The organism is Agarivorans sp. DSG3-1, from assembly GCF_046774965.1.
Taxonomy (GTDB): domain Bacteria; phylum Pseudomonadota; class Gammaproteobacteria; order Enterobacterales; family Celerinatantimonadaceae; genus Agarivorans.
On record NZ_CP177241.1, the window covers coordinates 2,521,261 to 2,546,513 of the forward strand.

A 25,253-nucleotide genomic window follows, 5' to 3' on the forward strand; every position below is an offset into this window, starting at 1 on the left:
TGAACCATACTTGCTTAATGAGTGACCAATAATTAAGCGGAGCAAGTTATGGCGGTAAAACTCTCGATTGCGACAGCAAACACCCTCAATCTTAATCGACCCAATTTGCCTATGTATCGTAATCGAGAAGGGTGGCTACCCAATGAATACGATCAAAAAGTAAAGTGGTTAGTTAGCCAACTAAATGCAGTACAAGCCGATGTGTGGGGGTTTCAAGAGCTCTGGCATGAGCAAGCCTTGCATGATGTGTTTGAACTCGCAGGCTTAGACAATCAATACCAACTGTTAGTGCCAAATGGCCACCAAGGTAAAATTGCTTGTGCAGCTGCGGTACGCAGTGAGCTGATGGTAGGGCAGCCTGAGTGGATCAAAAATTTCCCCGGTAGTTTCAAGCTTGCTAGCCAAGGTGACGACGCGCAAACTGGCGCGTTAGACTTAGATATCGATAGTTTCTCTCGACCTATTTTACATTTTCAAATTAAGCCCCACGCAGACGAAGAAAATGTGCATGTTTATGTATGTCACTTCAAATCAAAACGTCCCACTTGGATCGGCAGAGAAGATTGGTACGACCCAGCGCAACATAAGGTACATGCAAATGCTCTGGGTTATGCTATTTCCACGTTGCGCCGCACCGCTGAGGCAGTGGCATTGCGAATGATACTCACCGAACAAATGAAGCACACTGATACGCCTGTAATTGTATTGGGTGATTTTAATGATGGACAAGGCAGTAATACCTTAAACATTCTTACCGAGCAGCCGCGCTTTTTATTAGATGGTGATGCCAGAGGGGGCGCTGATAACGCTTTATATTCTGCGGGCGTGATGCAGCAATATCGTAGCAGACGTGACGTGTATTACACCCATATTCACAATAACCATTTAGAGTCTTTAGACCACATTTTAGTGAGTGAGCAATTCTACGACAGAAGCCGAGATAGGGTTTGGGCCTTTAAAGGCTTAGAGGTGATTAACGACCATTTAAACGATGAGCACTACGAGTCATTAGGTGCTACTGATCACGGCATTATTAAAGCTAAGTTTGTTTATCGGCCTTTTGATTAAAGTAAATTGCGTTACAGCTTCGGAGTTACGGATAAGTGAGAGTGGGGGGCACTCTCACTTATCCGTAATTAGGTAAATTACTAGTCGTTGTAACCAAAGGCTTTGATAAAGGGCTCAACCTTAGCAAGGTATGGCGCTATAAACTCTTGGTAGTTGCGCCATTTGTAACATGACTCGGTGTAAATAGGTTTAACTACTTGATTGCTGGAAGCAGACATCACCACTTTTTGTTGAGCATATTGATTAAAATTCAGATAATCGTTGTTGGCATCAATCTCTAAAAATTCAAATACCTTCTTCGCTTCTTTTTCTAGATCGCTGACTAAGTCTTCATACCGTACAAAATGAATATTTAAATCTAACTCTGTTTGGTAGCGCTGAAATAGAGAGAAGACTTGTTGGTAGCGTTTAAAGCAGTCTTCCAAGCGGTTCAATTTAGCTTGTTGTTGGTTGTTCGCTGAGTTCTGCTGGAAGTTACTCAAACAAGTATCTGCTGGGTGACGTAAGCAAAAAATGATTTTTGCTTTAGGGAACAAGCTTAGTATTAAGGGTAAGTCTATGGTGTATAAAGGAAACTTATCGACGACGATACTGTTATCTTTTAGCTGAATCTTGTTACGCGTAAAGTAATCAAAATACTCTTGGCGCAATATGTTTAAGTCTTGCTCGTTTAAATTAGGTAAGTCTTGCGGATAGCGTTTGTTAAGTTTGTGGCTAAAGGCTTCGGTAACGTTAAACAGTGAGCGGGTTTCGCTAAGTGCAATAACCTGTTCTTGGGTATCGAGTATGTTCTCTAATAAGGTGGTGCCAGAGCGATTAAAGCCCATCATAAACACTGGTTGATGCTCTCTCGTATGAGTGTTTTTTACATTATGTAGAAATGACAAATCGAGTTTTTGTAAGCTGGCTACATTGTCTGTATGACTAGACGCCTGTGCCCGTTGGTGATTCAAATTAGCCATCGCGGTGAAATCAATAAAGGCCTCGGAGTAACGCTGTTGTTTATCAAATGCTTCCGCTCGAAGCTTATAAGCGGCCTTTTGGCGCATAAAATCTAAGCGCACTATAAGCTCATCACTCAATAATAGCGTTACACTCTCGTGTTCTCCTTGGCGCGCTTTTACTTCTGCTTGGTAGTAACGAATCCAAGGCTTGTTAACAAAGTCTATTTCAGCCTGTTTAAGTAATTTAATTGCACTCTGGTGCTCTCGTATAAACATCAAGGTGTCTATAGCAAACTCCAGTTGCCACTCTTCTATAAAGCTTGAATGCGCTAGAAAAGCGTCAATTCTTTCTAGAGCAAGCTGTTTGTTACCTTGTTTTTTCGCAGCTGAAATCAATAGGGCTTGAGCGGGGGAGTAATACCCAGGCCAGCCTTGCATAAGCTTAGTCAACGTGTCGAGCTCGCCATAGCAGTCTTCATCTAGGTAGCATTCACCTAACTGAGCCGCGATTGGCGCATTATTGATACTGCTATCTAGTGAAAAACATTGTTCAAAAGAGCTGATAGCAACTCGAGTTAAGCCCAGTTTTTTTTGTGTTTTAGCGATATTGCGATAGGTGCTGTTACGCTGTTCATTGTCTTGGCAAAACCCTAGCAGTTGCTGGTAACTCTCTAGTGATTTTTCTAACTTTTGCATATGAAATAGCGCATAAGCTTCTAGCTCAAGGCTTTTATAGTCTTGTTGAGATTTAAGCTTGTTAATTTTATTTACTGTAGAAATAGCTTGGCTATACTTGCCAGCTTGTAAGGCCTTAACGGCTTTTTCCATAATGCTGTGCCGTTGCTCGGGCTTCATACTACTTCCTATTACTCACTTTATACCTCTTCCAATCTTTACTGTATCGCAAGGCCGGGAGATTTGATGCGTGATTTATCTCATTGCAAAAAAACGCAGTAGTTTCATAGCAAAACGTTAAGGCAAGGTGGATTTACCTTTTTTACTTAGGCACTTTGTCGTTGCCCTTAATTGATGCATATAACTGTAAGCGCTATGCAATGGTGCATTTATAGACTAATACAGTGCAAATCCTTAACAGGCTCAGTTAAAGAGCATGCTAAATATTAATGATAAATAACGCTGAGTTGCCTATTTGTTAAGGCTTTGTGTGTTTTTGTGGGCCGTTTGGCGCAACAATTGCTATTTCCCTATTGATGGTCAAGGACAGACCCAAGCAGCAAGTTGACAAAGAGCCTAGAGCTCTACTTGTGAAAGGTACGCTGCGGTAGTTACCGCCGATAACACTGCTCCAAGCCGTAGGATTCAATTTACTACTAAGCAATATAGGGAAATATTATGTCATATCTAGCTCCTTCAGAGTTTGTTACAAAAATGGTGGATGCGGGTGAATCTAAAGTATTCATGTCTACCCGCGATACGGTAATTCGTGCATTTATGGCCGGTGCCATTTTGGCCCTAGCCGCTATTTTTGCTATTACCATTGCTGTAAACACCGGAAACTTTTTAATTGGAGCAATCTTGTTCCCTGTGGGTTTCTGTATGCTTTATTTGATGGGTTTTGACTTATTAACTGGAGTGTTTGTTTTAGTGCCGTTGGCGCTGTTAGATAAACGGCCCGGCGTAGATGTACCTGGCTTGTTGCGTAACTGGGGCTTAGTGTTTTTAGGTAACTTTGGTGGAGCCTTAACCGTTGCGGTGATGATGGCCTTTATTTTCACTTACGGCTTTAACATCGAAGCTGGTGCGGTGGGTGCTAAAGCAGCAGCCATTGGTGAAGCGCGTACCGTAGGTTATGCAGAACACGGTGTGGCAGGTTGGTTTACTATTTTTGTTCGCGGCATGTTGTGTAACTGGATGGTATCAATGGGTGTAGTAGGCGCGATGATTTCTACCAATGTTAGCGGTAAAGTTATCGCTATGTGGATGCCAATATTCTTGTTCTTCTACATGGGTTTTGAACACTCAGTAGTGAACATGTTTTTATTCCCATTTGGTTTAATTATGGGTGGTGACTTCTCTGTAATGGATTACTTCCTATGGAATGAAATTCCAACGGCATTAGGTAACTTAGTGGGTGGTTTGGCCTTTACTGGTCTAACTCTTTACACCACACACGTAAGAACAGCACCTAAGCGTAAAGTGGCTAAATCTGCTGTAGAAGCGCCAAGTAAAACCGCTCCGGCTAACGCTTAATCACGGATACTATATGACGAGCCAGCTGAGTGTTTCCATTGGTCAATGTTCTGATAAAGGCCGCAAGGCCATTAATCAAGACTGTTACGGTGTATCCACTCCGCGAGGCTCGCAGTTAAACCACAAAGGTTTTGCTGCTGTGATGGCCGACGGCATTAGCAGCAGCGAAGTGAGCCAAGTGGCCAGCGAAACCGCAGTGAAAAGCTTTCTTGACGATTACTACTGCACATCTGAAGTTTGGTCGGTTCAGCACTCAGCCGAAAAAGTATTAGACGCCACCAATGCTTGGCTGTATTCCCAGTCACAGCAAAGCCCTTACCATTACGACAAAGACAAGGGTTACGTTTGTACTTTTAGTGCCTTAGTCATAAAAGGCAATACCGCACACATTTTTCACGTGGGTGATACCCGCGTTTACCGTTTAAATCAAAACGGTTTAGAGCAACTCACTAAAGATCACCGCCTATGGGTGAATGAAAATAAAAGCTACCTAAGCCGAGCTTTGGGCATAGATGAATATTGTGAATTTGACTACCAAAGCTTGCGCGTAGAACCAGGTGACATCTTTTTATTAGCCACCGATGGGGTTTATGAGTTTATTGATGCAGCTCTAGTCAACAGCACTATTGAACAGTATCCCAATGAATTAGAAGCCGCAGCCAACAAGATAGTAGAGTTAGCTTATGAAGCAGGCAGCGACGATAATTTAAGCTTACAGATTATTCGCGTTGACCAATTGGCAAAGGCTAGTGCTCAGCACTTAAAGCAGCAAGTAGATAGGCTGCCCTTTCCGCCCATGTTAGAAGCGCGAATGCAGTTTGATGGCTACACCATTGTTCGCCAACTTCACGCCAGCAGCCGCAGCCATGTTTACTTAGCCTTAGACGAACAATCGGGGCAACAGGTAATACTAAAAGCCCCCTCAATAGATTTACGCGATGACCCTGAATACTTAGAGCGCTTTCTCACTGAGGAATGGATAGCTCGCCGCATTAATAGCGCCTATGTACTAAAAGCCAATCTCGACCCGCGCGAGCGTAATTACCTGTATACCGTATTTGAGTATGTTGAAGGGCAAACTCTAGCGCAGTGGATAACCGACAACCCAAAGCCTGAGTTAAGCAGGGTGAGAGAAATAGTTGAGCAAATTGCTAAAGGGCTACGCGCTTTTCACCGCATGGATATGCTGCACCAAGATCTTAAACCCGACAACATCATGATAGATAACACCGGCACCATAAAAATTATCGACTTTGGCTCGGTGTGGGCGGCAGGTTTAGCCGAGCAAACCCATGATTTAACTCAACAGCATTTACTCGGCACTGCACTTTATTCGGCACCAGAGCTGTTTTTGGGTGAGGGCGGTAGCACGCGTGCCGAGCTGTTTTCATTAGCCGTTATTACCTATTTCATGCTGTGTGGGCGCTACCCGTACGGCACCAAAGTGGCGGGCGCAAAAAGCCAGGCCGCGCAAAGGCGCTTGATTTATCAGTCGGTACTCGACACAGACAGTGAAATACCCGTTTGGATTGATGATGCTTTAGAAAAAGCGTTGCAGGTGAATCGCCTTAAGAGGTATGAGCAAATTACCGAGTTTTTGTGTGATTTACGCCAGCCCAATAACGCTTTTTTAAACAAAACTCGCGCGCCGCTAGTGGAGCGAAATCCAGTGGCCGTATGGCAGGGCATATCAGCCATTCTGACTGCGCTAGTGGTTTACTTGTTAAGCCGTTAGCGCGTCGTGAAAATAGACTTCATTTACTGAAAAGGGAAGGAAACGCAAATGATTACTAGTAGAGAAGACGTCACTCAGCTAATTGTGGCAACCAAGGTAAGAAAAGGCATTAAGTGGAGTGAAGTCGCGGCCGCTATTGGCTTGTCTAAAGAGTGGACTACTGCCGCTTGTTTAGGGCAAATGACTTTTGATAAAGCGCAGGCTGAGACTGTCGGCGATATGTTCGAGCTAACTGATGAAGCTATCGCTTGGTTACAAATAGCGCCTTATAAAGGCTCACTGCCTACCGCGGTGCCAACCGATCCGCTTATCTATCGTTGGTACGAAGTGGTCAATGTGTATGGCAGCACCATTAAAGAACTTATTCACGAAGAGTTTGGCGATGGCATTATGAGCGCGATTGATTTTTCTATGGATATTAAGCGTGAAGAAAATCCCAATGGTGACCGAGTAAACGTCGTGTTATCGGGTAAGTTTTTACCTTATAAAACCTATTAAGCGCTATGTAAGATAACTAAAAAAAGCCAGCGAGTTGCTGGCTTTTTTACATGTGTTACGTGACTAGTTTATGCTTTAACAGCCCTCCCATTCACTTATTGCTGATAGCACTAGTCAATCCCCAATCTGAAACGCTAAACTGTCGGCCTATTTTATTTAGTTTAAAGGTAGTGTGATGAACCCGATTCTTGCGATGTTGAGAGAGAACAATATTAGCGACCAACAGATTAGCGAGCTTTTTGAAGTGCTGACGCAAAACCCTCTTGCGGCTATGGCTACCATTAGCCAATTAGGTTTGCCACAAGAACAGCTTCAAATGTTAATGGGGCAAGTGATGCAAAATCCTGCTTTGATTAAAGAAGCCGTTGATGAGTTAGGTTTAGATTTTTCGAAAGTAGAGGCAGCCAAAGAGCAGCTTAAGAAATAACGCTAGCGATGAACTAGGTTAGCAGGCAATGCTAAGCACTAAAGTGTGACAGCACTTATTGTGGTTTGCGTGCTAACAAACGGGTGAGTCTAAGGCCCAAACCCCCTTACAGGGTAATTAGACACTAGACTCAACCCGAATGGTAACATTAGGCTAATAACTAACGACTATAACGTTGTTTTTTACTGCGCAATCGACGTATCCATTGAAAACGCGCCAAACGCTGCATATCTTCAATTGCATCGCTTTCATCAGTAATTTCTTGGCCTAACAAGGTTTCAATGATGTCTTCCATGGTGAGCAAGCCCTGAACCTCGCCGTATTCGTTAACTACTGCTGCAATTAAGTCTCGAGCTTGCAGCAGGCGTTGATAAGCATGACGTATGCTTACGCTGGCGGGGAGCATGAGTAACTCTCTAGAAAACTCACCAACTTGCCGGCTACCTTCTTTATTAAGAGCTGCGCTCATAATGTCTTGTTTATGTACATAAGACACAATGTTATCGCGGTCATCTTGATAAACTGGGATCCTAGAAAACGGTTTGGCGAGATGTGATTCAATAAACTCGTCTACGCTACTGCTATGCTCAATGCGATGAACCACCGCGCGTGGTGTCATCACTTCAGTTATTTTTAACTTCTCTAATTGCAACAAATTGCGCAGTACTTGAGATTCGCCTTGTTCAATAACACCTTGCTGGTGGCCTAACTCGGCAAGTGCACTTATCTCTTCTCGTAGGCTAGAGAAGTCTTCTTCGTGTTTACCAATACGCGCGGTAATGCGATCACTTAACCACACAAAAGGGTAAAAAATCTTAATCATTATTGGCAATAACCAAGAGGCAAAAGGGGCGAGTTTTCGCCAGTAAGTGACTCCTAGAGTTTTTGGCACAATCTCAGATAGTACCAGCACTAGTATCGTCATAATGGCCGAAGAAACGGCGAGATACTGGGATCCGTAAAGAGACGCGACTTGAGCTCCTACGCCAGCAGCACCAGCTGTATGGGCAATGGTATTAAGAGTGAGAATGGCCGCCAGTGGTTTGTCTATGCTGGCTTTTAATTTGGCTAAGCGTGCAGCAGCATTTGGGTTGTGTTGCTGCTGAAGGTGAATATAACTAGGGGAGACGCTGAGTAACACCGCCTCTAAAATTGAACATAGAAAAGAAACAAAAATAGCAAGACATAGAAAACTTACTAAAAGAAACACGTAATCCACCATTATATTAACCCAAAGACACTGTTGGGCGTTCAGTAAACCCAGCGCTATTGGTATGAGTGCTAAGTTAGCTGCAGTTTACCAATTAATATCAACAAAAGGGCAGTAGAATATTAAAACGACTTGAAGCCTTGGATGTGTGGGCGATTGTCACCGATAAATGCTAGGCACAAAAAAAGACACCCTAAGGTGTCTTTTTTTGTAGAATTGGTGGAGCTGGCGGGTTTCGAACCCGCGTCCAAAACCATTCTAACCAATGGCGCTACATGCTTAGTTTGTCTTTAATCTCGTTAGACAGCTGCGAACAAACACGCCACTGAATAACACACCAGAATTCTATTTCGCGGTTCAGCTCTCTAGTCAAAGCATCCCTCGCTATCTTGTTTGGGTTTGAACTTCTATGATTCCCCGTCTTACAAGCGGAAGCTAGGGTAGAAGTGCTCTAACAGGTTATTAAGCTGCTAGTGCGTAGTTTTCGTCGTTTGCGACTATTTTTTTGCGGCTTTTTACGTGGCAAACCGCCCCACGACATGCTCCACAAGCCTTCCTGATCCTGTCGAATCCAATTCAGCCCCGGAATTTCTAGAACATTCTAACACAAGCCGTATACATACTGATATACAGGAGTGTTTAAACGCTGTTTATTTACTCAATCGCAGTTTGCTTACCTAAAGCTATGCTTCATCACACGGTCTTTAGTGCGTTGCCATTCACGATCTTTTTCGTCTTCTCGTTTGTCTTGGTCTTTTTTACCCTTGGCTAAGCCAATTTCTAGTTTGGCCCAAGAGCCTTTCCAGTAGAGGGCCGTAGCCACAATGGTATAACCTTGACGTTCCACTGCTCCAATTAATTTGTCGAGTTCACGACGATTAAGCAGCAGCTTACGAATTCGAGTTGGGTCAGCAACAACATGGGTAGACGCTGACAACAAAGGTTGAATATTTAGACCTGAGATAAAGGCTTCACCATCGCGAACATAAACATAACTTTCTGCGATGTTGACCTTACCGGTCCGCATGGATTTTACTTCCCAGCCTTGTAGTTCTATACCCGATTCGAATTTGTCTTCGATACGGTACTCATGACGCGCTTTCTTATTTTGCGCGATGGTGTTAGAACCAACTTTTGATTTTGATTTATTCTTGCTCATGGCCGCTATTATACGCATGCTGCGGGGCTTTAAAACTGATAATGTGCGCAAAGGCCAAGCTAATGTTAAAATGCTGGCAGATTTGAAGAAAGAGTGGGTTCATGCCGCAAGTAAACCGTAGTGCGTTGGTTATGTTTAGTGCCAAGCAAATGTACCAGTTAGTTAACGATGTACATGCTTATCCAGAATTTTTACCTGGTTGTGTTAATAGCGAGATCTTACAGGAAGGGCCATCATCAATGGTGGCCGAGGTAGGTGTGGCAAAAGCTGGAATAAAAAACAAGTTTGTTACTGAGAACACTCTTACTGAAGACCAGTCTATTCATATGAATTTAGTTGACGGCCCATTTAAGTCACTCTCCGGTGTATGGCATTTTGTTGCGCTGGACGAACAAGCTTGTAAGGTGATGCTAGATCTAAATTTTGAATTTAGTAATCGGTTAATCGCTGCAGCTTTTGGCCGGGTATTTAATGAGTTAGCGGGCAACATGGTACAAGCCTTTGTTGAACGCGCAAAGCAGGTGTATTAGTAGTGGCTGAACAAATTAATATTGAAGTGGTATACGGCTTACCTGATCACCAAGTATTACTCGCGCTAAAAGTTGAACTGGGCTGTGACATTCTCAGTGGCATTCAGCAATCTGGTATTGTGCAGCATTATCCCGAAATTGAACCAGAAAGCGCATCAGTGGGTATATTTAGCAGAGCCGCTAAATTATCTCAAGCACTGAGAGATGGTGATCGAATTGAAATTTACCGTCCACTGATTGCCGACCCCAAAGAGTTACGGAAAATTCGTGCTGAAAGAGCAAAGGCAGAAGGGCGAGCTAGTAAAGTCACTGGTGGTAGGCCAATAGCTAAAGTGAGCGAAAGCTAGAGACAAAAAAGCCAGATGTGATTATCTGGCTTTTTACTATTTATTGGAGTACTTACCCAGCGTCTAGTGGCTGCATAAATTCATCACTCACTTCGTAATCACCTTCCACAAAGGCTAAATGATCGTTCACAAACTGAATCACTAAGTTACGTTTCTCAAAATCGCCATTACCGCTTTGATAGCTATACAGGTAATACCAGCGTTCTTTGTCAAAAGCATCAATTAACATTGGGGTACCAAGAACAAAGCGTACTTGTTCTTTACTCATGTTAATTCGGAGCTGCTCAACTTTGGCATCATCAATGTAGTTGCCTTGGGGGATATCAATTTTATATACCATCCAGTCGAAGGCTGAACAGGCACTAAGGCCTAAGCTGGCCAGTAAAACGAAAATTTTTGCTGAAAAACGCATGGGAATGGAAGCTCCTTGTTAAGGCAAGCATCATAACTAAGCCCCGCCCTAAAAAGAAGTATCGATTACTAAGAAATTAGTCCTCAATCAACAATTCTTGTGCGTTTGCCAGTGCTGAAGGAGTAATTGCATCACCTGCCAGTAAGCGTGCCAGCTCTTCTAAGCGTTGTTTACCGTTGAGTGTTTGCATGTTGGTGATCGTTTCATTTTTCTTTTGCTGCTTACTAACTAACATTTGCTGGTGACCATGGCCTGCTACTTGCGGTAAGTGAGTGACACACATTACTTGGCATTGTTTACCCAGCTGGCGAAGCATGCCACCCACAACCGCTGCTGTTGGTCCGCTAATACCTACATCTACTTCATCAAAAATTAGAGTGGGGGTGAGAATGCTGGCAGAGCAAATAACTTGAATCGCTAAGCCTATACGTGATAACTCACCACCAGAGGCTACTTTTTCAATGGCTTGCATAGGCTGCCCTGGGTTAGTTCGTACTAGCAGTTCAACTCGGTCAATGCCGTTAGCGTTGGTAAATTGCTGTGCATCACTTTGCAGTGAAAACTCACACTGGGCTTTAGCCATGCTCAGCTTGTGGATCTCTTTGGTAATTTGCTTACTTAAACTATTGGCTGCTCGTTCTCGACTTTTCGACAACTTATTTGCTTTGTTTAAATAATGCTGCCAAGCACTTTCAATCTCATCTGCGAGATGTTCAAAACGTTCACTTTGTTGGCTTAGTTGAGTTAACTGCGCCAGTAAATCTTGATGCAAAGCAGGAAGCTGCTCTGGTGAAGTATGGTGCTTCCTTGCCAGCTCCAAGGCAAGGCTCATCCTTTCTTCTAGCTCTGCAAACAACTCAGGATCGTAGTCTAGTTGCTCACTATACTGTCCTAACTGCTGAGTTGCCTCTTCAACCTGAATTTGCGCGTCATGCAAGAGATTATTAATGGTTTCTAATTTGGGGTCTAGCTCAAGTAGTTGGCTGGTTGTTTTGCAAGCTTGGCTGAGCATATCCATAACATTTACTTGATCGTCATGACCAAGTAATTGCGTGAGTTGGTGGCTGCTTTGCTGTAATTCAGTACTGTGTGATAGCCACTGATGTTGTTGCTCGATATCCTGATACTCGCCTTCTTGAAGGGAGAAAGCATCCAGCTCTTTTACTTGGTAATCAAGCAACTGGCGCTGAGCGGCTAGCTCTTTTTGCTGTTGTTCGGCAAGTTCTAGCTCGTTACAGAGCGCTTTCCAGCCTTGGTGAGCTTGTTTTACGTCACCGATTAGCTGAGGATGGGCAGCATATTGGTCCACAATTGATAGCTGTTGGTTTGGCTTTAACAATAGCTGATGAGCATGTTGGCCATGAATACTTACTAAGTATTGGCCAAGGCTTTTTAACTGAGCAAGTGGTACTGCTGTGCCATTAATGTAGGCCTTGGAACGACCTTCTTTTGTTACCACTCGGCGCAGTATGCATTCGTCATCACTCAGTAACTCATTTTGCTGCAACCACAATTGAGCCCGTTGGTTATTGCTTACGTCAAATTGTGCGCTAATTTCAGCCTTATCAGCTTCTTGTCGCACCATTGAGGCTTCTGCTCGATTACCCAAACATAAACCAAGGGCGTCAATGGCAATAGATTTACCCGCTCCGGTTTCACCCGTTATGGTGGTCATTCCTTGATTCAAATCGAGTTCAAGAAATCGAACAATGGCAAAATTTTGTACGCTTAATTGAGTGAGCATTTCAATACCTGTTTATTCATACAGTAACTGTGTAAATATATAGTGCAAGTTTTATTCAAGCAAGCGACATTTTTAAAGATTTTGCTAAATTATGAGAAAGCTATTGTTTTTTTTGCCTTAGTTTACTGAGCTAGTTCAGCATTTATTCAGCTACTAGATAGCTGCAGCTTTTTGTCTAGGTAAGGAACAAGAGGTAGAGCTTACTTAGTTGGTAAACTAGTTGAAGCCGCTGCTTATGCTGTCTATTTTGGCTGGTTTGTGCTTTTCATATACTTTCTAATAAAAAAATATTTCAACTCACTACACTCTCTCGGAATTAGCTACTACGCTTTTAGCTGTCACATTAGTGTCATTAAATTCGTGCATGTTTATCAAACAGTTGTTGTATCTGTGCCGCATAAGTCGGTAGACCAATTCACCTTGAACCACATGGAAGAGATTATGTTGAATAAACGTTTAACACTGAGTGCTTTGGTACTTAGTATGGGCGCAATGGTTAGTGCGCAAACGAGTGCTGAAACGCTTCGCTTATTAACGTGGGGTGGCTATGCGCCTCAGGAAGTGATTGATATGTTCGAAAAGGAAACGGGCATTGAAGTAAAAGTGACTAAATCAAATAACGAAGACATGATTTCAAAGCTTCGAGCCACTGGTGGTTCGGGGTTTGATTTAGCTCAACCTAGCCAAGATCGTATTACTGGCGTACAGCAACAGTTTGGCATCTATCAGCCGATTGATTTGAGCCGTATTGAGCATCAACAAATGATTACCTCTATGCTTGACGCTACCAAGAAAAATACTGCGGTAGGCGACCAGGTATTTGGAGTTCCTCATGTATGGGGTACCAGTGGTTTAGTGGTTAATGGTGAAATGGCCAAAGATGTGGCCGATTACACCGACCTTTGCCAAAAGCAATATGAAGGCAAAATTTCTTACCGCTTGAAGCGCCCAACCTTAATTGGTTTTGCTTTTGCATTGGGTGAAGACCCATTTGCTGCTTATGCTGACCCTGTTAAATACCAGCAAATACTTAATAAAGTTGAAACTGCTTTGGTTGACTGTAAGCCACTGGTAAAAACGTATTGGTCGGGTGGCGATGAATTAATGAACTTGATGCGTTCTCACGAAGTGGTAGCTGCTATGGCTTGGGATGCTGGCGGTTGGAAACTCAATCGTGAGCAGCAAAACATTCAGTTTGTAGCGCCTAAATCTGGAGCATTAGGTTGGATTGATACCTTTGCTATTCCTAAAAAGTCGAAAGCGATTGATGCAGCCTACAAGTGGATCAACTTTGTTATGCGCCCTGAAGTCGCCGCTAAAATTACTGAATCAGCAGGCAATTTTACTGCGTCTAAAGGCTCTGATGCTTACGTAAATGAGTTGGCTAAAGCCCAATTTAATACCAGCTTTAGCAGTGACGATATCGATAATATTAAGTGGTATCCAGCTGTTCCAGCCGGCCTAGAAGCCATGGAAGGCAAAGTACTCGACCGCGTTCAAGCGGCCAAATAGCTAAGATGGGGCCTTGTGCCCCAAATCTTGTTACCTCTTCGTAAAATCTTGGACCCTATATGGCGGCTAACGCTAACTTTGATCTTGAATGTGAACAACTCTCAAAGCACTTTGCAGACTTTACTGCGGTAGACCAACTTAACTTTTCGGTAGAAGCTGGCTCGTTTTTCTCTATTCTTGGCCCATCTGGCTGTGGCAAAACCACGTTGTTGCGCATGTTGGCTGGCTTTGAATCGCCCTCAGAGGGAGAAATAAGAATTCATCAAAAGCGAGTGAATGAATTAGCGCCGAATAAACGCCCGGTGAACATGGTGTTTCAGCACCTAGCCTTATTCCCTAATATGAATGTGGCTGAAAACATTGCTTATGGCTTAAAGCGCCGTGGTATAAAAGGGCCAGAGCGTGCCAGTAAAATTAAAGATGTATTAGAGCGGGTAGGGTTAGATGGCAGCCAAACTAAGCAAATTGCTCAGCTTTCTGGTGGGCAAAAACAACGAATTGCGATTGCCCGCAGTTTAGTATTAGAACCTAGATTATTGTTGTTAGATGAACCATTGGGCGCATTAGACTTAAAGCTTCGCGAGAAAATGAAAGTGGAGCTAAAACACCTGCAGCGGGAGTTTGGCACCACATTTATTTACATCACTCACGATCAATCTGAAGCCTTGGTAATGTCAGATAAAGTGGCGGTGATGAATCATGGTCGCTTTGAACAACTTGCCAGCCCCCAGCAACTTTACTACCAGCCAAGTAGTGCTTTTGTGGCTAAGTTTGTTGGCCAAACAAATGCTTTATCGGCAGTGGTATGCGAACAACGCCAAGATGTAGCCTTGGTAAAAACGGCCCATGGTAGGCATTTGATTGTGGCAACAAGTATTAATCAGTCGGCCAAGTCTACAGTAGATGTATTTGTTCGACCGGAGGCTATTGGTATTGCCGAGGTCGGCCAAGAGCTAAAAGCCGACAACCAATTTGACGTAAAAGTAGAGGAGTGTTTGTTTGACGGCGCAAGCTCTACCTTAGTCGTTCGTGATATTCACCATAATGACCTATACCGAGTAGCCCCGGGAGCGAGCTTCTCGCTGCACAATGTTCTGGTAGGAAGCACCTTAAGGATTTTTTGGGACGCTAAGCAAGCTATGTGCATACACAGCGAGGTAAGTAGTGAAAGCTAAAGGCTTAGGTTTCTATCTGTTATTGCTACCATTTGTTTTGTGGTTTGTATTGCTGATTGTATTACCTCATTTGCAAATGTTTGAGCTGTCGCTGATTAAGCGTGATTACGCCGCTGGCGACAGTATTGGAATGTATCAATATCAGCAGTTTTTTGAAGAACCGTTGTACTGGCGAACCTTGGTGCGAACGGTGTGGATGTCGTTATTGGCGACCTTTATTACCCTGTTGGTGAGTTTTCCTGTTGCGTTCTTTATTGCCAAAGTCGCTAAAGGTAAAAGTAAACGCTTGCTACTGCTCAGTTGTTTATTGCCATTTTGGGTCAGTGAGTTAGTACGTACTTACGGTTGGATGATATTGCTACGCGAATCGGGAGTGATTAGCCAAGGCTTATTAGCCTTAGGCCTTACCGACCAGCCGATAGAGTTTTTGTATAACGATGTCAGTATGCTAATTGGACTGGTGTATACCTCAATGCTGTTTATGGTTGTACCTCTGGTGAGCACATTAGAAGGGCTTGATCAAAGTTTAATTGAGGCGGGTTATGATCTTGGTGGCAATGGTTGGAATGTGACTCATTCTATTATTGTGCCTTATGCCATGCCAGGCATTGTTTCCGGTTGCATCATGGTATTTATGCTGTGCTTGGGCAACTACCTTACGCCGCGATTGTTAGGTGGTAAAGACAGCTTATGGTTTACCGAACAAATCTTTACCCAGTTTATTACCCGTTTTAATTGGGAGCTTGGTGCAGCGTTTGGGGGGGTGTTACTGGTGGTGTCTTCACTGGTCGTGTCATTAGGCTTAAAACTCAGCGGGCAGTCTTTTAGCCGCACGCTTGGTCGTTAACGGAGCCGAATAATGTTGCATCAACTACGTGGACCGGCCAAATCACTGTATCAATTTTATATGGTGGGCTTTTTAGTCTTTTTAGCTCTGCCGCTAAGTATTGTTGCGGTGTTTGCCTTTAACGATAGCTTATTTGCGGCCTTGCCTTGGCAGGGGTTCACTTTGGATTGGTTTGTTGGCCAAACCGAGCCAAAGCTAGGTATTTTTTATGATGAAGGGCTGCTTTCGAGTATTGGAGTGAGCGCCTCAATTGCTTGCTTGGTCACACTACTTTCTTTGGTATTAGCAACTGCCAACGCATGGCTGTTTATTCGTTTTGATTTCCCCGGGAAAAACTGGTTATACATTGGTTTGTTATTACCTTTAGTCATCCCCGGCGTCATTTTGGGTGTGGCAATTTTGGTCGCAAGCAGCAGCTTAGCTAATAGTGTTGAGGATGTGTGGGGCTGGGAGTTGGAGTGGTTACGTCCTGGCTTTATTTTGGTGGTTATTGGTCAAGTTGCATTTATTACAACGATATCTACCTTGGTGGTATTAGCTCGCTTAAGAAAGTTTGATTTTAGTTTAGAAGAAGCCGCGCTAAATTTAGGTGCCGGGCCATGGGTGGCCTTTGTTACTGTAGTGTTGCCTTTTCTCATGCCAGCTTTGATTGGCGCAGCAGTAGTGAGTTTTCTAATGTCTTTTGAGAACTTCAATACCACCTTAATGTTAGTGGGTTCTGATGCCCCCTTAACCATTGCCATGTACGACCGCTTACGTGAAGGCTCCACGCCAGTGCTAAATGCTGTTTCATTATTATTGATGCTTGGTTCTGCAGTGATTGCTCTCACCTCCATGTTATTTAGTGGTGATAAAGATGTTTCCAGTAAATAGTATCTTCTAAGTACAAGCGTTTACTTAGTGTTAACCGCTATCTAAGTTACTGTTATTAGGTGCTATGTAGGATACATGGGCAGAACTTAGTTACTTATCGCTATTGCTGGGAACGCGTGTTATAAGGCTTTGTTGTCTGTAGAATTAAGGAGTAACAGGTGAACAAAGTGAACACGGAAACTAAAGCTTTTATTCTGCTGTTGGCTGGCATGATGTCTTTAGTTGCTCTCTCAGTAGATGCTATGTTGCCAGCACTAGTTACCATTGCTAACGACTTCGACCTAGCGCAAACCGCGCAAGCTCAATGGACAATCACCTCTTTGTTTATCGGCCTATCTATTGGCCAGCTTATTTATGGCCCGTGGTCAGACGCTGTAGGGCGTAAACCTCCTATCTACTGGGGCTATTCGCTGTTTATAGTTGGCACCTTAATATGCGTGTTTTCTGAATCATTTAGTTGGTTAATTGCTGGCCGTGTTTTACAAGGAATGGGAGCAGCGGCACCACGAATCATTACCATGGCGTTAGTACGCGACAAGCTAAAGGGTGCAGAAATGGCGCGCATTATGTCGGTGGTTTTTTCGGTGTTTATTGTGGTGCCGATTTTAGCGCCAGCCATTGGTCAGTTGATTATTAGTGTTGCTCACTGGCGGTGGATCTTTGGCATGTTGCTGATTATGGCGGTATCAACTGGGTTTTGGTTTTGGCGTTACCAAGAAGAAACCTTACAAGAAGAACAGCGTCGCCCACTAACAGTGAAAAGCTTTATTGAAGGCTTAAGGTTTTTATTGGCAGAAAAAGCAGCACTGGTTTATACGGTTATTTCCGGGCTAGTGTTTGGCAGTTTTCTGGGCTATTTGAACAGTGCGCCTTTGGTGTTTATTCAGCTTTATGACCAACAAGATAACTTTGCATTATTGTTTGCCGCTGCAGCCTGTGCAGTGGGTGTAGCGTCCTTAGTGAATGGACGAATGGTGTTAAAAATGGGAATGCGTAAAATGATTATTTACGCTCTGCTGGGGCTCGTTGTTTTAACTAGCTTGTTTTGTGTGGTTTTGCTCGCTAGTAATGGTGTGCCCCATCTATTGATGTTGATGTTGTATTTGGTACCAGCGTTTTTTTGTATCGGTATTTTATTTGGCAACCTCAACTCACTCGCCATGGAGCCTCTTGGTGCTATTGCAGGTATGGGTTCAGCTTTTGTCGCCTGCCTTTCTACCTTAATTGCCATTCCGATTGGTAGCCTAATTGGCTTAAGTTTTAACGATACTTGTTATCCCATTGTGTTGGGCTTTTTGTTTGTTGGCTTAAGTAGCTTAACGCTGATTAAAGTATTCGATCCTTTAGCACAGACCAAGGCTTAAGTGCTAGCACCTCACTGAGTGAGATAAGTACCGACATTTTTGCTTACAGTATAAAATATCGAAATTAATTTTTATTAAATCAACAGCTTATAGATAAGTTGGTTGAGCTTACTTAAAATGGTCTTTAGCTTGTTAATTTTTGGTACTAACGATCTTCTTTGATTATATAAATTGGTATTTAACTCTTAATTTTTAGTTAGGGTTGAATCATCCGGCTGTTTTTCTTGGTTTTTATAGTGCTTCAGTATTAAGGTTGTTGTTATCACTTTGTTAACTAGGCCTTAGTTATGAATACCCACGCTGATTGTTTACTACAACTTAATCATCTTAGCGGCTCTGCCGTGCATGATTTGTCCTCTTCTTTTGATAACTTGCCGCATACTCAACATGCTGATGGCCAGTATCGCCTGCGTCGTTACTCCGTGGTTAGGCTTGCCAAAGGAGGCGTGCAGCGTTTAGCGGGAAGGGCCTTTGTACAAAGTGAGCAAGTGAACCATTTTCAAGGGGATGTTGTTCGCCAATTTGAAGATATTGAAGATGCGATTATTGCGTCAAAAGGCATGCATGAAATGTGTTCCTTATTCCTTGAGGCTAACGCCCTAGATGAGCAACAAGATATCGAGATCCACCAAATTCGTATAGCTGCTCAGCAGAATGACACTCCCGTTGCGCCTGAAGGTGTCCATCAAGATGGTTTTAATCACATTGCGGTGGTGGGGATCCGCCGGCATAACATTGATGGTGGTGACTTTATGGTGTTTAAAGATAAACATCAGGCTCCGATTATGACGTTAGCCTTAGACAGTGGTGAAGTAGCTTTGTTAGATGACAGTAAACTTTGGCATTACGCGCGGCCTATTCGCGCCCATCGCCCCAGTGAGCCCGGCTTTATGGATGTATTTGTATTAACCGCGAAGGATCAGTAATGAGTTTTTCTGTTGAACAAGCGCGCCAACTCTTCCCTGTTTTAGCAGCTAATAGGGTAGGGAACACACCGGTATTTCTAGACGGCCCTGGTGGCTCACAAGTCCCTAGTTCTGTGATTCAAGCTATGGCTAACTATTTATTGGGTGGCAACTCCAATTTAGGCGGCGCATTTAGTGCGAGTAAACGCACAGAGCAAGTTTTGCAAACTGGCAGAGAATCAGCTCAAGCCTTGTTAAATGCTCCTAGTGCAAACAATATTGTGTTTGACGCCAATATGACTTCACTGACTTTCAAACTGAGTCGCGTTATTAGCCGCGATTGGAAAAGTGATGACGAAGTGATTGTTAGCCGTCTCGATCATTATTCAAATGTATCTAGCTGGCAACATGCAGCCGCAGATAAGGGCGTTCGGGTTCATAATGTGAATATTGATCCGCAAAACTGTAACCTTGATTACCAGCATTTTGAATCACTGATTAACCCAAATACCCGACTCGTTGCCATCACTTACGCCTCAAATACCAGTGGCAGTATTGTTGATTTACAACGGGTTATAGAAAAGGCCAAATCTGTAGGCGCAATGGTGTATGTTGATGCTGTGCATTATGTGCCCCATGGCTTAGTAGATGTACAAGCGCTTGGTTGTGATTTTCTAGTGTGTTCGGCTTACAAGTTTTTTGGCCCGCACCTAGGCATCGCTTATGTAGCGGATCTTTGGTTAGAGCATCTAGCGCCCTATAAAGTCGAGCCTGCCACCAATATTGGCCCAGGGCGTTTTGAAACTGGCACTCAAAGTTTTGAAGCTATTGCCGGAATGACTGCTGCCGTTGAGTACTTAGCCCATTGGAATAGCGATACTGGCGATTTACGCAGCGCCTTGGTGAAAAGCTATCAACAGTTTAATGCTCATGAGCAAGCACTTAGTCACCACTTTTTAGAGCGTTTATCAAAACACTCGCATGCACAGCTTTATGGGGAAAGCAGTATTCAGCATTTAGCTAATCGTACCGCTACGTTTTCGTTGCGTTGGCCAAATCATGCTCCAGAGCAAATTGCGGGCATGCTAGCCGATCATAATATCGCGACTTGGCACGGTCACTTTTATGCCCAAGGTATGATGCAGCAGCTAGATATATTGGATAAGGGCGGGGTATTGCGTATTGGTTTTATGCACTACAACACCCATCAAGAAATTGACCAATTGTGGGATTTATTAGATCAATATTGTTTGTAGCTAGGTGCTATTTATTTAAACGTCGAGAGCTAGATGGGCCAGTAGCTGGTCTAGCTCGCTTTGGCCATCAAACTTAATGCCAATCGCTAGCTGATCGTGGCCGTCTTTGCTTTGGCTTTTTACTGTGCCTTCTATAATGGTGTCGCTTTCTGGTTTACCAGCAACACGAATATGTACAAATACATCGTTAAGTAAAAATTTACCGTAACTCTCGGGCCAGGCTAATTTAAAGCGACAGCCGCCGGCTGATAAATCAAGAATGACCCCGTCGAAGCTTAAGTCATTCTCTATTTGTTGGTCGCTAACCGATGAACGGTGAGTCACTGTTGCAGGAATACGGGTGGTTGCTCGCTGTTGTTTACGTAAGCTAAACCGTTCTATTTCAGTAGGGTATTTTACAAACAATAAGTGTTTAGGGCTTTTGAATATGTCGGTGATGATGCTACGAAAGGCGATGCATTGACCGGCTTCACCTTCAATAATTGAGCGTACAATACAGGCCATACCTTCAATTAATACATCGTGATGACCTTGCTGAGCAGATTTAGGCACTGCAAAAATAAGGAAGTTTGCGTCATCTACACCAATTAGTTTGCACTTAATCCGTACATTACCTTCTTTGATAAATTGTACGTCTAGTACATCGCCAAAGCGCATTTGGCGCATAATATCTACCACTTCTTTACGCTGTTTTACGAGTGGGCTTGGCGTTGTTGTCAATGTAGGCGTCCTTGTTATTGTTTGCTTGAGACTTAAAACAAACGGCTTCCCCAGCCTAACTTTGTTCGTAAAATCTTAAAGTAATCATAGCTCTTTGGATGAACTAAGCGCAATGGATGTTGTTGCTTACGAATAATCACTTCGTCACCTGGCAATACAGGCAGTGATACATGGCTGTCGCAACTAATGTGCATGTGGTCGCTGTTTTCATGAGATAGCTTAAGCTTAATCTCACTTTGGCTATCAACCACTATCGGCCGAGAGCTCAAGGTATGTGGAAACATTGGGACTAAAGCTATCGCATCTAAATTTGGGGTTAAAATAGGGCCGCCAGCAGATAAAGAATAGGCGGTAGAGCCTGTGGGAGTGGTAACGATCAGGCCATCGGCGCGTTGGCTTAGCATGAAGTGATCATCTATATACACTTCAAACTCAAGCATGGTAGCGACTTTATCGAGGTGAAGTACAACTTCATTCACCGCGCTGTTATGGCTTTTTACCGCGTTATGACGCATCACCTTGGCTTCTAGTAGACCGCGTTTCTCAGTCACGTAGTGGCCTTGTAATACTTCTTTTAGTGGGTGCTCAAAGTTAAACGGGTCTAAGTCGGTCAAAAAACCCAAATTACCACGGTTGACTCCCAGCACCGCAATGTCGTAACGCGACAATACTCGCGCTGCGCCCAACATATTGCCATCACCACCCACAACAATAGCTAAATCAGCCTGCTCACCTAAATCGTTAATGCTCACCAAGTTGAGATTATCAATCTGCAGTTGTTGGCCGGTGAGTTCTTCTACCAATACGGTATAAGATTGATCCGCCAGCCAATGAAATAGGGCAGTAAGTGTGTTGTTGGCACCTTCATGATGAGGTTTGCCAATTAAACCAATGGTAGAGAAAACTTGAGTCATAATGTGTTGATTTAACATTGTGTTACCGATGATTATAACGTGTGCTTTTAGTACTCAGCCAGTTTTATCGTGAGTATCACTTGAAAGCGGCTGTTTGATCCCCATAATATGCAACAGATTAGAGTTATTTGTGAAGAATTACGGAGACCCTGCATGAGCAGTGAGCAAAATAAAGCGCAGCCTGAAGAAGTTGTAGTAGAAAATGAAGTAGAACAGCAAGTTGACGCGATTGAAGCTGAGTTAGAGGCGGCCGCTGAGCAAGCTGAACCTGCAGCTGAAGAAATTAGCGTGGCGGAGCTATTAGAGCGCCTAGCCACTGCAGAGCAAACAGTTGCAGACCAAAAAGACAGTGTAGTACGCGCTAAAGCTGAAATGGAAAATATTCGTCGTCGTTCAGCACAAGAAGTAGAAAAAGCGCGCAAGTTCGCTTTAGAGAAGTTTGCAAACGAGTTGCTACCGGTTATCGACAACATGGAAATGGCTTTGCAACATGCTAACCGTGAAGATGAAGCACTAGCATCAATGATTGAAGGTGTTGAGTTAACCCTCAAAACACTGATCGATGCAGTGAAAAAGTTCGGCATCGAGGTTGTTGCACCACAAGACCAAGCCTTTGACCCAGAAAAGCATCAAGCAATGGGCATGCAAGAAGTTGAAGGTGTTGCGCCAAATACGGTAGTTGCAGTGTTACAAAAAGGCTACGAATTAAATGGTCGCTTATTGCGTCCAGCAATGGTGATGATTTCTAAAGCGGCATCAATAGATACCAGCGCTTAGTTAACACATTATTCTTAAAGGGCCAATTGGCCCTTTTTTTTGTGCCTCAAATTTGGTTTGCAATGTACAGCTTGCCAGACAGGCTTAAGGCGCAGAATTGTTGCTGTTTTGTTTGAAATCTTTGACCTAGTTAGTTTGCTTATGCCATTGTTAAGTTATGGATAAAAATTATTCGTATTGACCAAAGGGTGAGCAAAGCGGGCAAATGGAACAGTTAGAGATTTTCGATATTCCCAATCCGTGTCGCGGAATTTGCCAAACCAATAGCCGCGGTTTGTGCATGGGATGTTTTCGAAATCGCGACGAACGCTTTGCTTGGCAAACGCTTCAGCCTGCCCAACAACAAAACATATTACGCTTAACGAAACAGCGTCGAATGCGTTTTATTAGGTTACAACGTAAGAAACTGGCCGAGCAACAACAGCAAACTCCCCCGCAAACCGAACTGCCTTTTTAGTAAGTTATTACTGCGTTAAACAGTGGCAGATGCCTTTCACATCGGGCAATATATGCATCCAGAGATATGGATGTGTTGTTATTTAGAGGTCCTATGAGTGATTTAAATCAGCTAATCAGCAATAACCGTAGCTGGGCGAAAAATATAAAAGAGCAAAACCCTACCTTTTTCTGTGATTTGTCTGAACAGCAAAATCCTGAATTCTTGTGGATTGGCTGCAGCGATAGCCGAGTACCCGCTAATCAGATCGCTGGCCTACCACCCGGTGAAGTATTTGTTCATCGTAATATTGCCAATGTTGTTGTACATACCGATTTAAACTGTTTGTCGGTCATTCAATACGCGGTAGACGTACTTAAAGTTAAGCACATTATTGTTACCGGCCATTACGGTTGTGGGGGCGTGCTAGCGTCTATGGAAGATAAACAGTTTGGCCTTATTGATAACTGGTTACGCCATCTTAAAGATGTTTATCGCTATCACGAGCAAGAACTGGAGGCCATAGCAGACAAACAGCAGCGTGCTGATCGTTTGTGTGAGCTTAATGTGATGGAGCAGGTTAAAAACGTATCGCAAACCTCTATCGTGCAAAATGCGTGGCGTAATGGCCAAGAGCTATCGGTACATGGTTGCATCTACTCGATTCAAAACGGCATTCTTAACACTCTGGACATTTCACGAACCGGACTAGAATAAATGCTGTAATGACATATTGCAGACATAAAAAACGCGGCCAATGCCGCGTTTTTTATTGCGAGTTAACTTAAGCTTTTTCGGCCTTAGTTAACGGCGTTTCTACTTCGAACGGTAAGTGAACTTCTTCTTCCGACAAACCTGCTTTAGGGTTGTTGTAAGTCTCTAAGTTCAAATCGCCTTCAGATTTAGCCACAGCCACTGTCACCATACTGTCGCCAGTAATGTTTACTGCAGTACGCACCATATCTAATAAACGATCCACACCAATGATTAAGGCAATACCTTCAACTGGCAGGCCTACTTGCTGCAATACCATGGCGAGGGTAATTAAACCTACGCCAGGTACACCGGCTGTGCCTACAGAGGCTAAGGTGGCAGTTACAATCACCATTAAGAAGTTTCCGGCAGTTAAATCGATGCCGTAAACCGTTGCAATGAAGATAGTCGCCACACCTTGCATAATAGAGGTGCCGTCCATATTAATGGTAGCGCCTAATGGCACGGTGAAAGAAGCGGTAGAGTTACGTACACCTAATTTATGGGTCGCTGTTTCCATGGTCACAGGAATAGTGGCATTTGAAGAGGCTGTACTAAATGCAAAAACAATGGCTTCACGCATTTTCTTGATGAACAAGATAGGGTTTAAACCAGTTAATGCTTTTAACAAGGTTGGATAAACCACTAGGGCATGTAGCAACAGTACCACTAACACCACCATAAAGTAGCTCAGCAAGCTCGCAATCGCGTCAAAGCCAATCTCAAAGAACAGTTTTGCCAAAAGCGCAAATACGCCGTAAGGGGCAAGGTTCATTAAAATGGTCACTAACTTCATGATGACGACATTAAAGTCTTCAAAGTGTTTACCAATGCGTTTTCCTGGCTCACCAGAAATAGCGATGGCGATACCAAATAGCAATGCAAATACAATAATTTGTAGCATGTTGCCCTGCGCCATTGAGGCAATAGGGTTATCTGGGAACATGTCGATAATTACTTGGCTAATGCTTGGTGCTTCTTTAGCAACAAAAGCCGCTTCTGTGGTTAACTCAATGCCTGTTCCTGGGCGAACCAGCAGCGCAACTGCCATAGCTAAAGAAATTGCAATGGCAGTCGTCGCCAAATACAACAATACGGTTTTACCACCAAGGCGGCCTAAGCGAGCAGTATCTTTCATCGACGATACGCCGCACACTAAAGATACAAATACCAGTGGAACCACTAGCATTTTTAAGCTGGCTACAAAGATAGAGCCTGTGATGTTTAGGATACCATCAACGATGTAATCTTTGACTAAGATAGACTCAGCAAAAAAGGTTTGTAAGAAAACCCCTAAGCCAATACCGGCAACCATGCCGATAAGTATTTTGTGAGTAAGACTCAGTTTTGAATCGTTTTTCATTTCCCTTCTCTCTATTTTTTACACAGAGTATTCATCTGCATATAACTTAAAGTTGGGCGCATAGTATCACAGG

Annotated in this window: 25 protein-coding genes and 1 other RNA gene; 17 read left to right on the forward strand and 9 right to left on the reverse strand. The window is 43.5% G+C overall.

Annotated features, from left to right (window positions below):
• Positions 1-48 precede the first annotated feature (48 nt).
• Complete coding sequence (locus ACLD71_RS11755) at positions 49-1,068, forward strand: endonuclease/exonuclease/phosphatase family protein (protein WP_411990825.1); 1,020 nt, start codon at positions 49-51, stop codon at positions 1,066-1,068.
• 80 nt (positions 1,069-1,148) lie between these two features.
• On the opposite strand, the gene ACLD71_RS11760 is transcribed toward ACLD71_RS11755, so the two are convergent.
• Positions 1,149-2,867 (reverse strand): tetratricopeptide repeat-containing sulfotransferase family protein, encoded by a 1,719-nt coding sequence (locus ACLD71_RS11760; protein ID WP_411990827.1) that lies wholly within the window; start codon positions 2,865-2,867, stop codon positions 1,149-1,151.
• 498 nt (positions 2,868-3,365) lie between these two features.
• On the opposite strand from ACLD71_RS11760, the gene ACLD71_RS11765 reads away from it, so the two are divergent.
• The 4 genes from ACLD71_RS11765 to ACLD71_RS11780 all read left to right on the forward strand — a co-directional run bounded on the left by ACLD71_RS11765 (position 3,366) and on the right by ACLD71_RS11780 (position 6,883).
• Positions 3,366-4,223 carry a formate/nitrite transporter family protein gene (locus ACLD71_RS11765; RefSeq protein WP_411990829.1) on the forward strand — a complete coding sequence of 286 codons (858 nt, stop codon included), beginning with the start codon at positions 3,366-3,368 and terminating at the stop codon, positions 4,221-4,223.
• Between the two features lie 13 nt (positions 4,224-4,236).
• Positions 4,237-5,958 (forward strand): protein kinase domain-containing protein, encoded by a 1,722-nt coding sequence (locus ACLD71_RS11770; protein ID WP_411990830.1) that lies wholly within the window; start codon positions 4,237-4,239, stop codon positions 5,956-5,958.
• 48 nt (positions 5,959-6,006) lie between these two features.
• On the forward strand, positions 6,007-6,456 hold the full coding sequence (gene cynS, locus ACLD71_RS11775) for a cyanase (RefSeq protein WP_137671957.1): 450 nt from the start codon (positions 6,007-6,009) through the stop codon (positions 6,454-6,456).
• Positions 6,457-6,631: 175 nt separating this feature from the next.
• Positions 6,632-6,883, forward strand: coding sequence for a DUF2999 family protein (locus ACLD71_RS11780; RefSeq protein WP_303510057.1), 252 nt, complete (start codon positions 6,632-6,634; stop codon positions 6,881-6,883).
• Between the two features lie 160 nt (positions 6,884-7,043).
• Here the strand turns inward: ACLD71_RS11780 and ACLD71_RS11785 are convergent, their stop codons facing one another.
• The 3 genes from ACLD71_RS11785 to smpB all read right to left on the reverse strand — a co-directional run bounded on the left by ACLD71_RS11785 (position 7,044) and on the right by smpB (position 9,252).
• Complete coding sequence (locus ACLD71_RS11785; RefSeq protein WP_411990831.1) at positions 7,044-8,093, reverse strand: CNNM domain-containing protein; 1,050 nt, start codon at positions 8,091-8,093, stop codon at positions 7,044-7,046.
• Between the two features lie 217 nt (positions 8,094-8,310).
• Positions 8,311-8,677: a transfer-messenger RNA gene (ssrA, locus tag ACLD71_RS11790) on the reverse strand.
• 89 nt (positions 8,678-8,766) lie between these two features.
• Positions 8,767-9,252, reverse strand: a complete 486-nt coding sequence (smpB, locus tag ACLD71_RS11795) for an SsrA-binding protein SmpB (RefSeq protein ID WP_137675268.1) — start codon at positions 9,250-9,252, stop codon at positions 8,767-8,769.
• A gap of 101 nt (positions 9,253-9,353) precedes the next feature.
• Here smpB and ACLD71_RS11800 point away from each other — a divergent pair, with 101 nt between their 5' ends.
• Together ACLD71_RS11800 and ACLD71_RS11805 are read left to right on the forward strand one after the other, a co-directional pair.
• Positions 9,354-9,782 (forward strand): SRPBCC family protein, encoded by a 429-nt coding sequence (locus tag ACLD71_RS11800; protein ID WP_137675267.1) that lies wholly within the window; start codon positions 9,354-9,356, stop codon positions 9,780-9,782.
• Positions 9,783-9,784: 2 nt separating this feature from the next.
• Complete coding sequence (locus ACLD71_RS11805; protein WP_411990834.1) at positions 9,785-10,129, forward strand: RnfH family protein; 345 nt, start codon at positions 9,785-9,787, stop codon at positions 10,127-10,129.
• A 52-nt stretch (positions 10,130-10,181) separates the two neighbouring features.
• Here ACLD71_RS11805 and ACLD71_RS11810 read toward each other — a convergent pair whose 3' ends face one another.
• Both ACLD71_RS11810 and recN read right to left on the reverse strand, forming a co-directional pair.
• Entirely contained in the window at positions 10,182-10,541 is a 360-nt protein-coding gene (locus ACLD71_RS11810; protein ID WP_137675265.1) for an outer membrane protein assembly factor BamE, read from the reverse strand.
• Between the two features lie 76 nt (positions 10,542-10,617).
• Positions 10,618-12,285, reverse strand: coding sequence for a DNA repair protein RecN (gene recN / locus ACLD71_RS11815; RefSeq protein WP_411990836.1), 1,668 nt, complete (start codon positions 12,283-12,285; stop codon positions 10,618-10,620).
• A gap of 441 nt (positions 12,286-12,726) precedes the next feature.
• Here recN and ACLD71_RS11820 point away from each other — a divergent pair, with 441 nt between their 5' ends.
• The 7 genes from ACLD71_RS11820 (at position 12,727) to ACLD71_RS11850 (ending at position 20,217) form a co-directional block, all read left to right on the forward strand.
• Entirely contained in the window at positions 12,727-13,797 is a 1,071-nt protein-coding gene (locus ACLD71_RS11820) for an extracellular solute-binding protein (protein WP_411990837.1), read from the forward strand.
• Positions 13,798-13,856: 59 nt separating this feature from the next.
• Positions 13,857-14,972, forward strand: a complete 1,116-nt coding sequence (locus tag ACLD71_RS11825) for an ABC transporter ATP-binding protein (RefSeq protein ID WP_411990838.1) — start codon at positions 13,857-13,859, stop codon at positions 14,970-14,972.
• The gene (locus ACLD71_RS11830; protein WP_137675261.1) at positions 14,962-15,819 is read left to right on the forward strand and encodes an ABC transporter permease; all 858 of its coding nucleotides are present in this window, start codon (positions 14,962-14,964) and stop codon (positions 15,817-15,819) included. The genes ACLD71_RS11825 and ACLD71_RS11830 overlap by 11 nt, the downstream gene beginning before the upstream one ends.
• 12 nt (positions 15,820-15,831) lie before the next feature.
• Positions 15,832-16,692 (forward strand): ABC transporter permease, encoded by an 861-nt coding sequence (locus tag ACLD71_RS11835; RefSeq protein ID WP_137675260.1) that lies wholly within the window; start codon positions 15,832-15,834, stop codon positions 16,690-16,692.
• Between the two features lie 158 nt (positions 16,693-16,850).
• Positions 16,851-18,056, forward strand: coding sequence for a multidrug effflux MFS transporter (locus tag ACLD71_RS11840; protein WP_411990839.1), 1,206 nt, complete (start codon positions 16,851-16,853; stop codon positions 18,054-18,056).
• A 287-nt stretch (positions 18,057-18,343) separates the two neighbouring features.
• Entirely contained in the window at positions 18,344-18,982 is a 639-nt protein-coding gene (locus tag ACLD71_RS11845; protein WP_303510093.1) for a 2OG-Fe dioxygenase family protein, read from the forward strand.
• Positions 18,982-20,217, forward strand: coding sequence for a cysteine desulfurase-like protein (locus ACLD71_RS11850; RefSeq protein ID WP_411990840.1), 1,236 nt, complete (start codon positions 18,982-18,984; stop codon positions 20,215-20,217). Before ACLD71_RS11845 ends, ACLD71_RS11850 begins: the two co-directional genes overlap by 1 nt.
• A 15-nt stretch (positions 20,218-20,232) precedes the next feature.
• On the opposite strand, the gene ACLD71_RS11855 is transcribed toward ACLD71_RS11850, so the two are convergent.
• Positions 20,233-20,937, reverse strand: a complete 705-nt coding sequence (locus tag ACLD71_RS11855; protein ID WP_137675256.1) for a flagellar brake protein — start codon at positions 20,935-20,937, stop codon at positions 20,233-20,235.
• A 32-nt stretch (positions 20,938-20,969) separates the two neighbouring features.
• Positions 20,970-21,851 carry an NAD(+) kinase gene (gene nadK, locus ACLD71_RS11860; RefSeq protein ID WP_137675271.1) on the reverse strand — a complete coding sequence of 294 codons (882 nt, stop codon included), beginning with the start codon at positions 21,849-21,851 and terminating at the stop codon, positions 20,970-20,972.
• A gap of 153 nt (positions 21,852-22,004) precedes the next feature.
• On the opposite strand from nadK, the gene grpE reads away from it, so the two are divergent.
• The 3 genes from grpE (at position 22,005) to can (ending at position 23,781) form a co-directional block, all read left to right on the forward strand.
• A complete protein-coding gene (gene grpE, locus ACLD71_RS11865; protein ID WP_411990841.1) occupies positions 22,005-22,628 on the forward strand; it encodes a nucleotide exchange factor GrpE in 624 nt (207 codons plus the stop codon).
• A gap of 205 nt (positions 22,629-22,833) precedes the next feature.
• A complete protein-coding gene (locus ACLD71_RS11870; RefSeq protein WP_411990842.1) occupies positions 22,834-23,085 on the forward strand; it encodes a DUF1289 domain-containing protein in 252 nt (83 codons plus the stop codon).
• 93 nt (positions 23,086-23,178) lie between these two features.
• Positions 23,179-23,781 carry a carbonate dehydratase gene (gene can, locus ACLD71_RS11875; RefSeq protein ID WP_137675253.1) on the forward strand — a complete coding sequence of 201 codons (603 nt, stop codon included), beginning with the start codon at positions 23,179-23,181 and terminating at the stop codon, positions 23,779-23,781.
• A gap of 67 nt (positions 23,782-23,848) precedes the next feature.
• On the opposite strand, the gene ACLD71_RS11880 is transcribed toward can, so the two are convergent.
• A complete protein-coding gene (locus ACLD71_RS11880) occupies positions 23,849-25,180 on the reverse strand; it encodes a dicarboxylate/amino acid:cation symporter (protein WP_137675252.1) in 1,332 nt (443 codons plus the stop codon).
• Positions 25,181-25,253 lie beyond the last annotated feature (73 nt).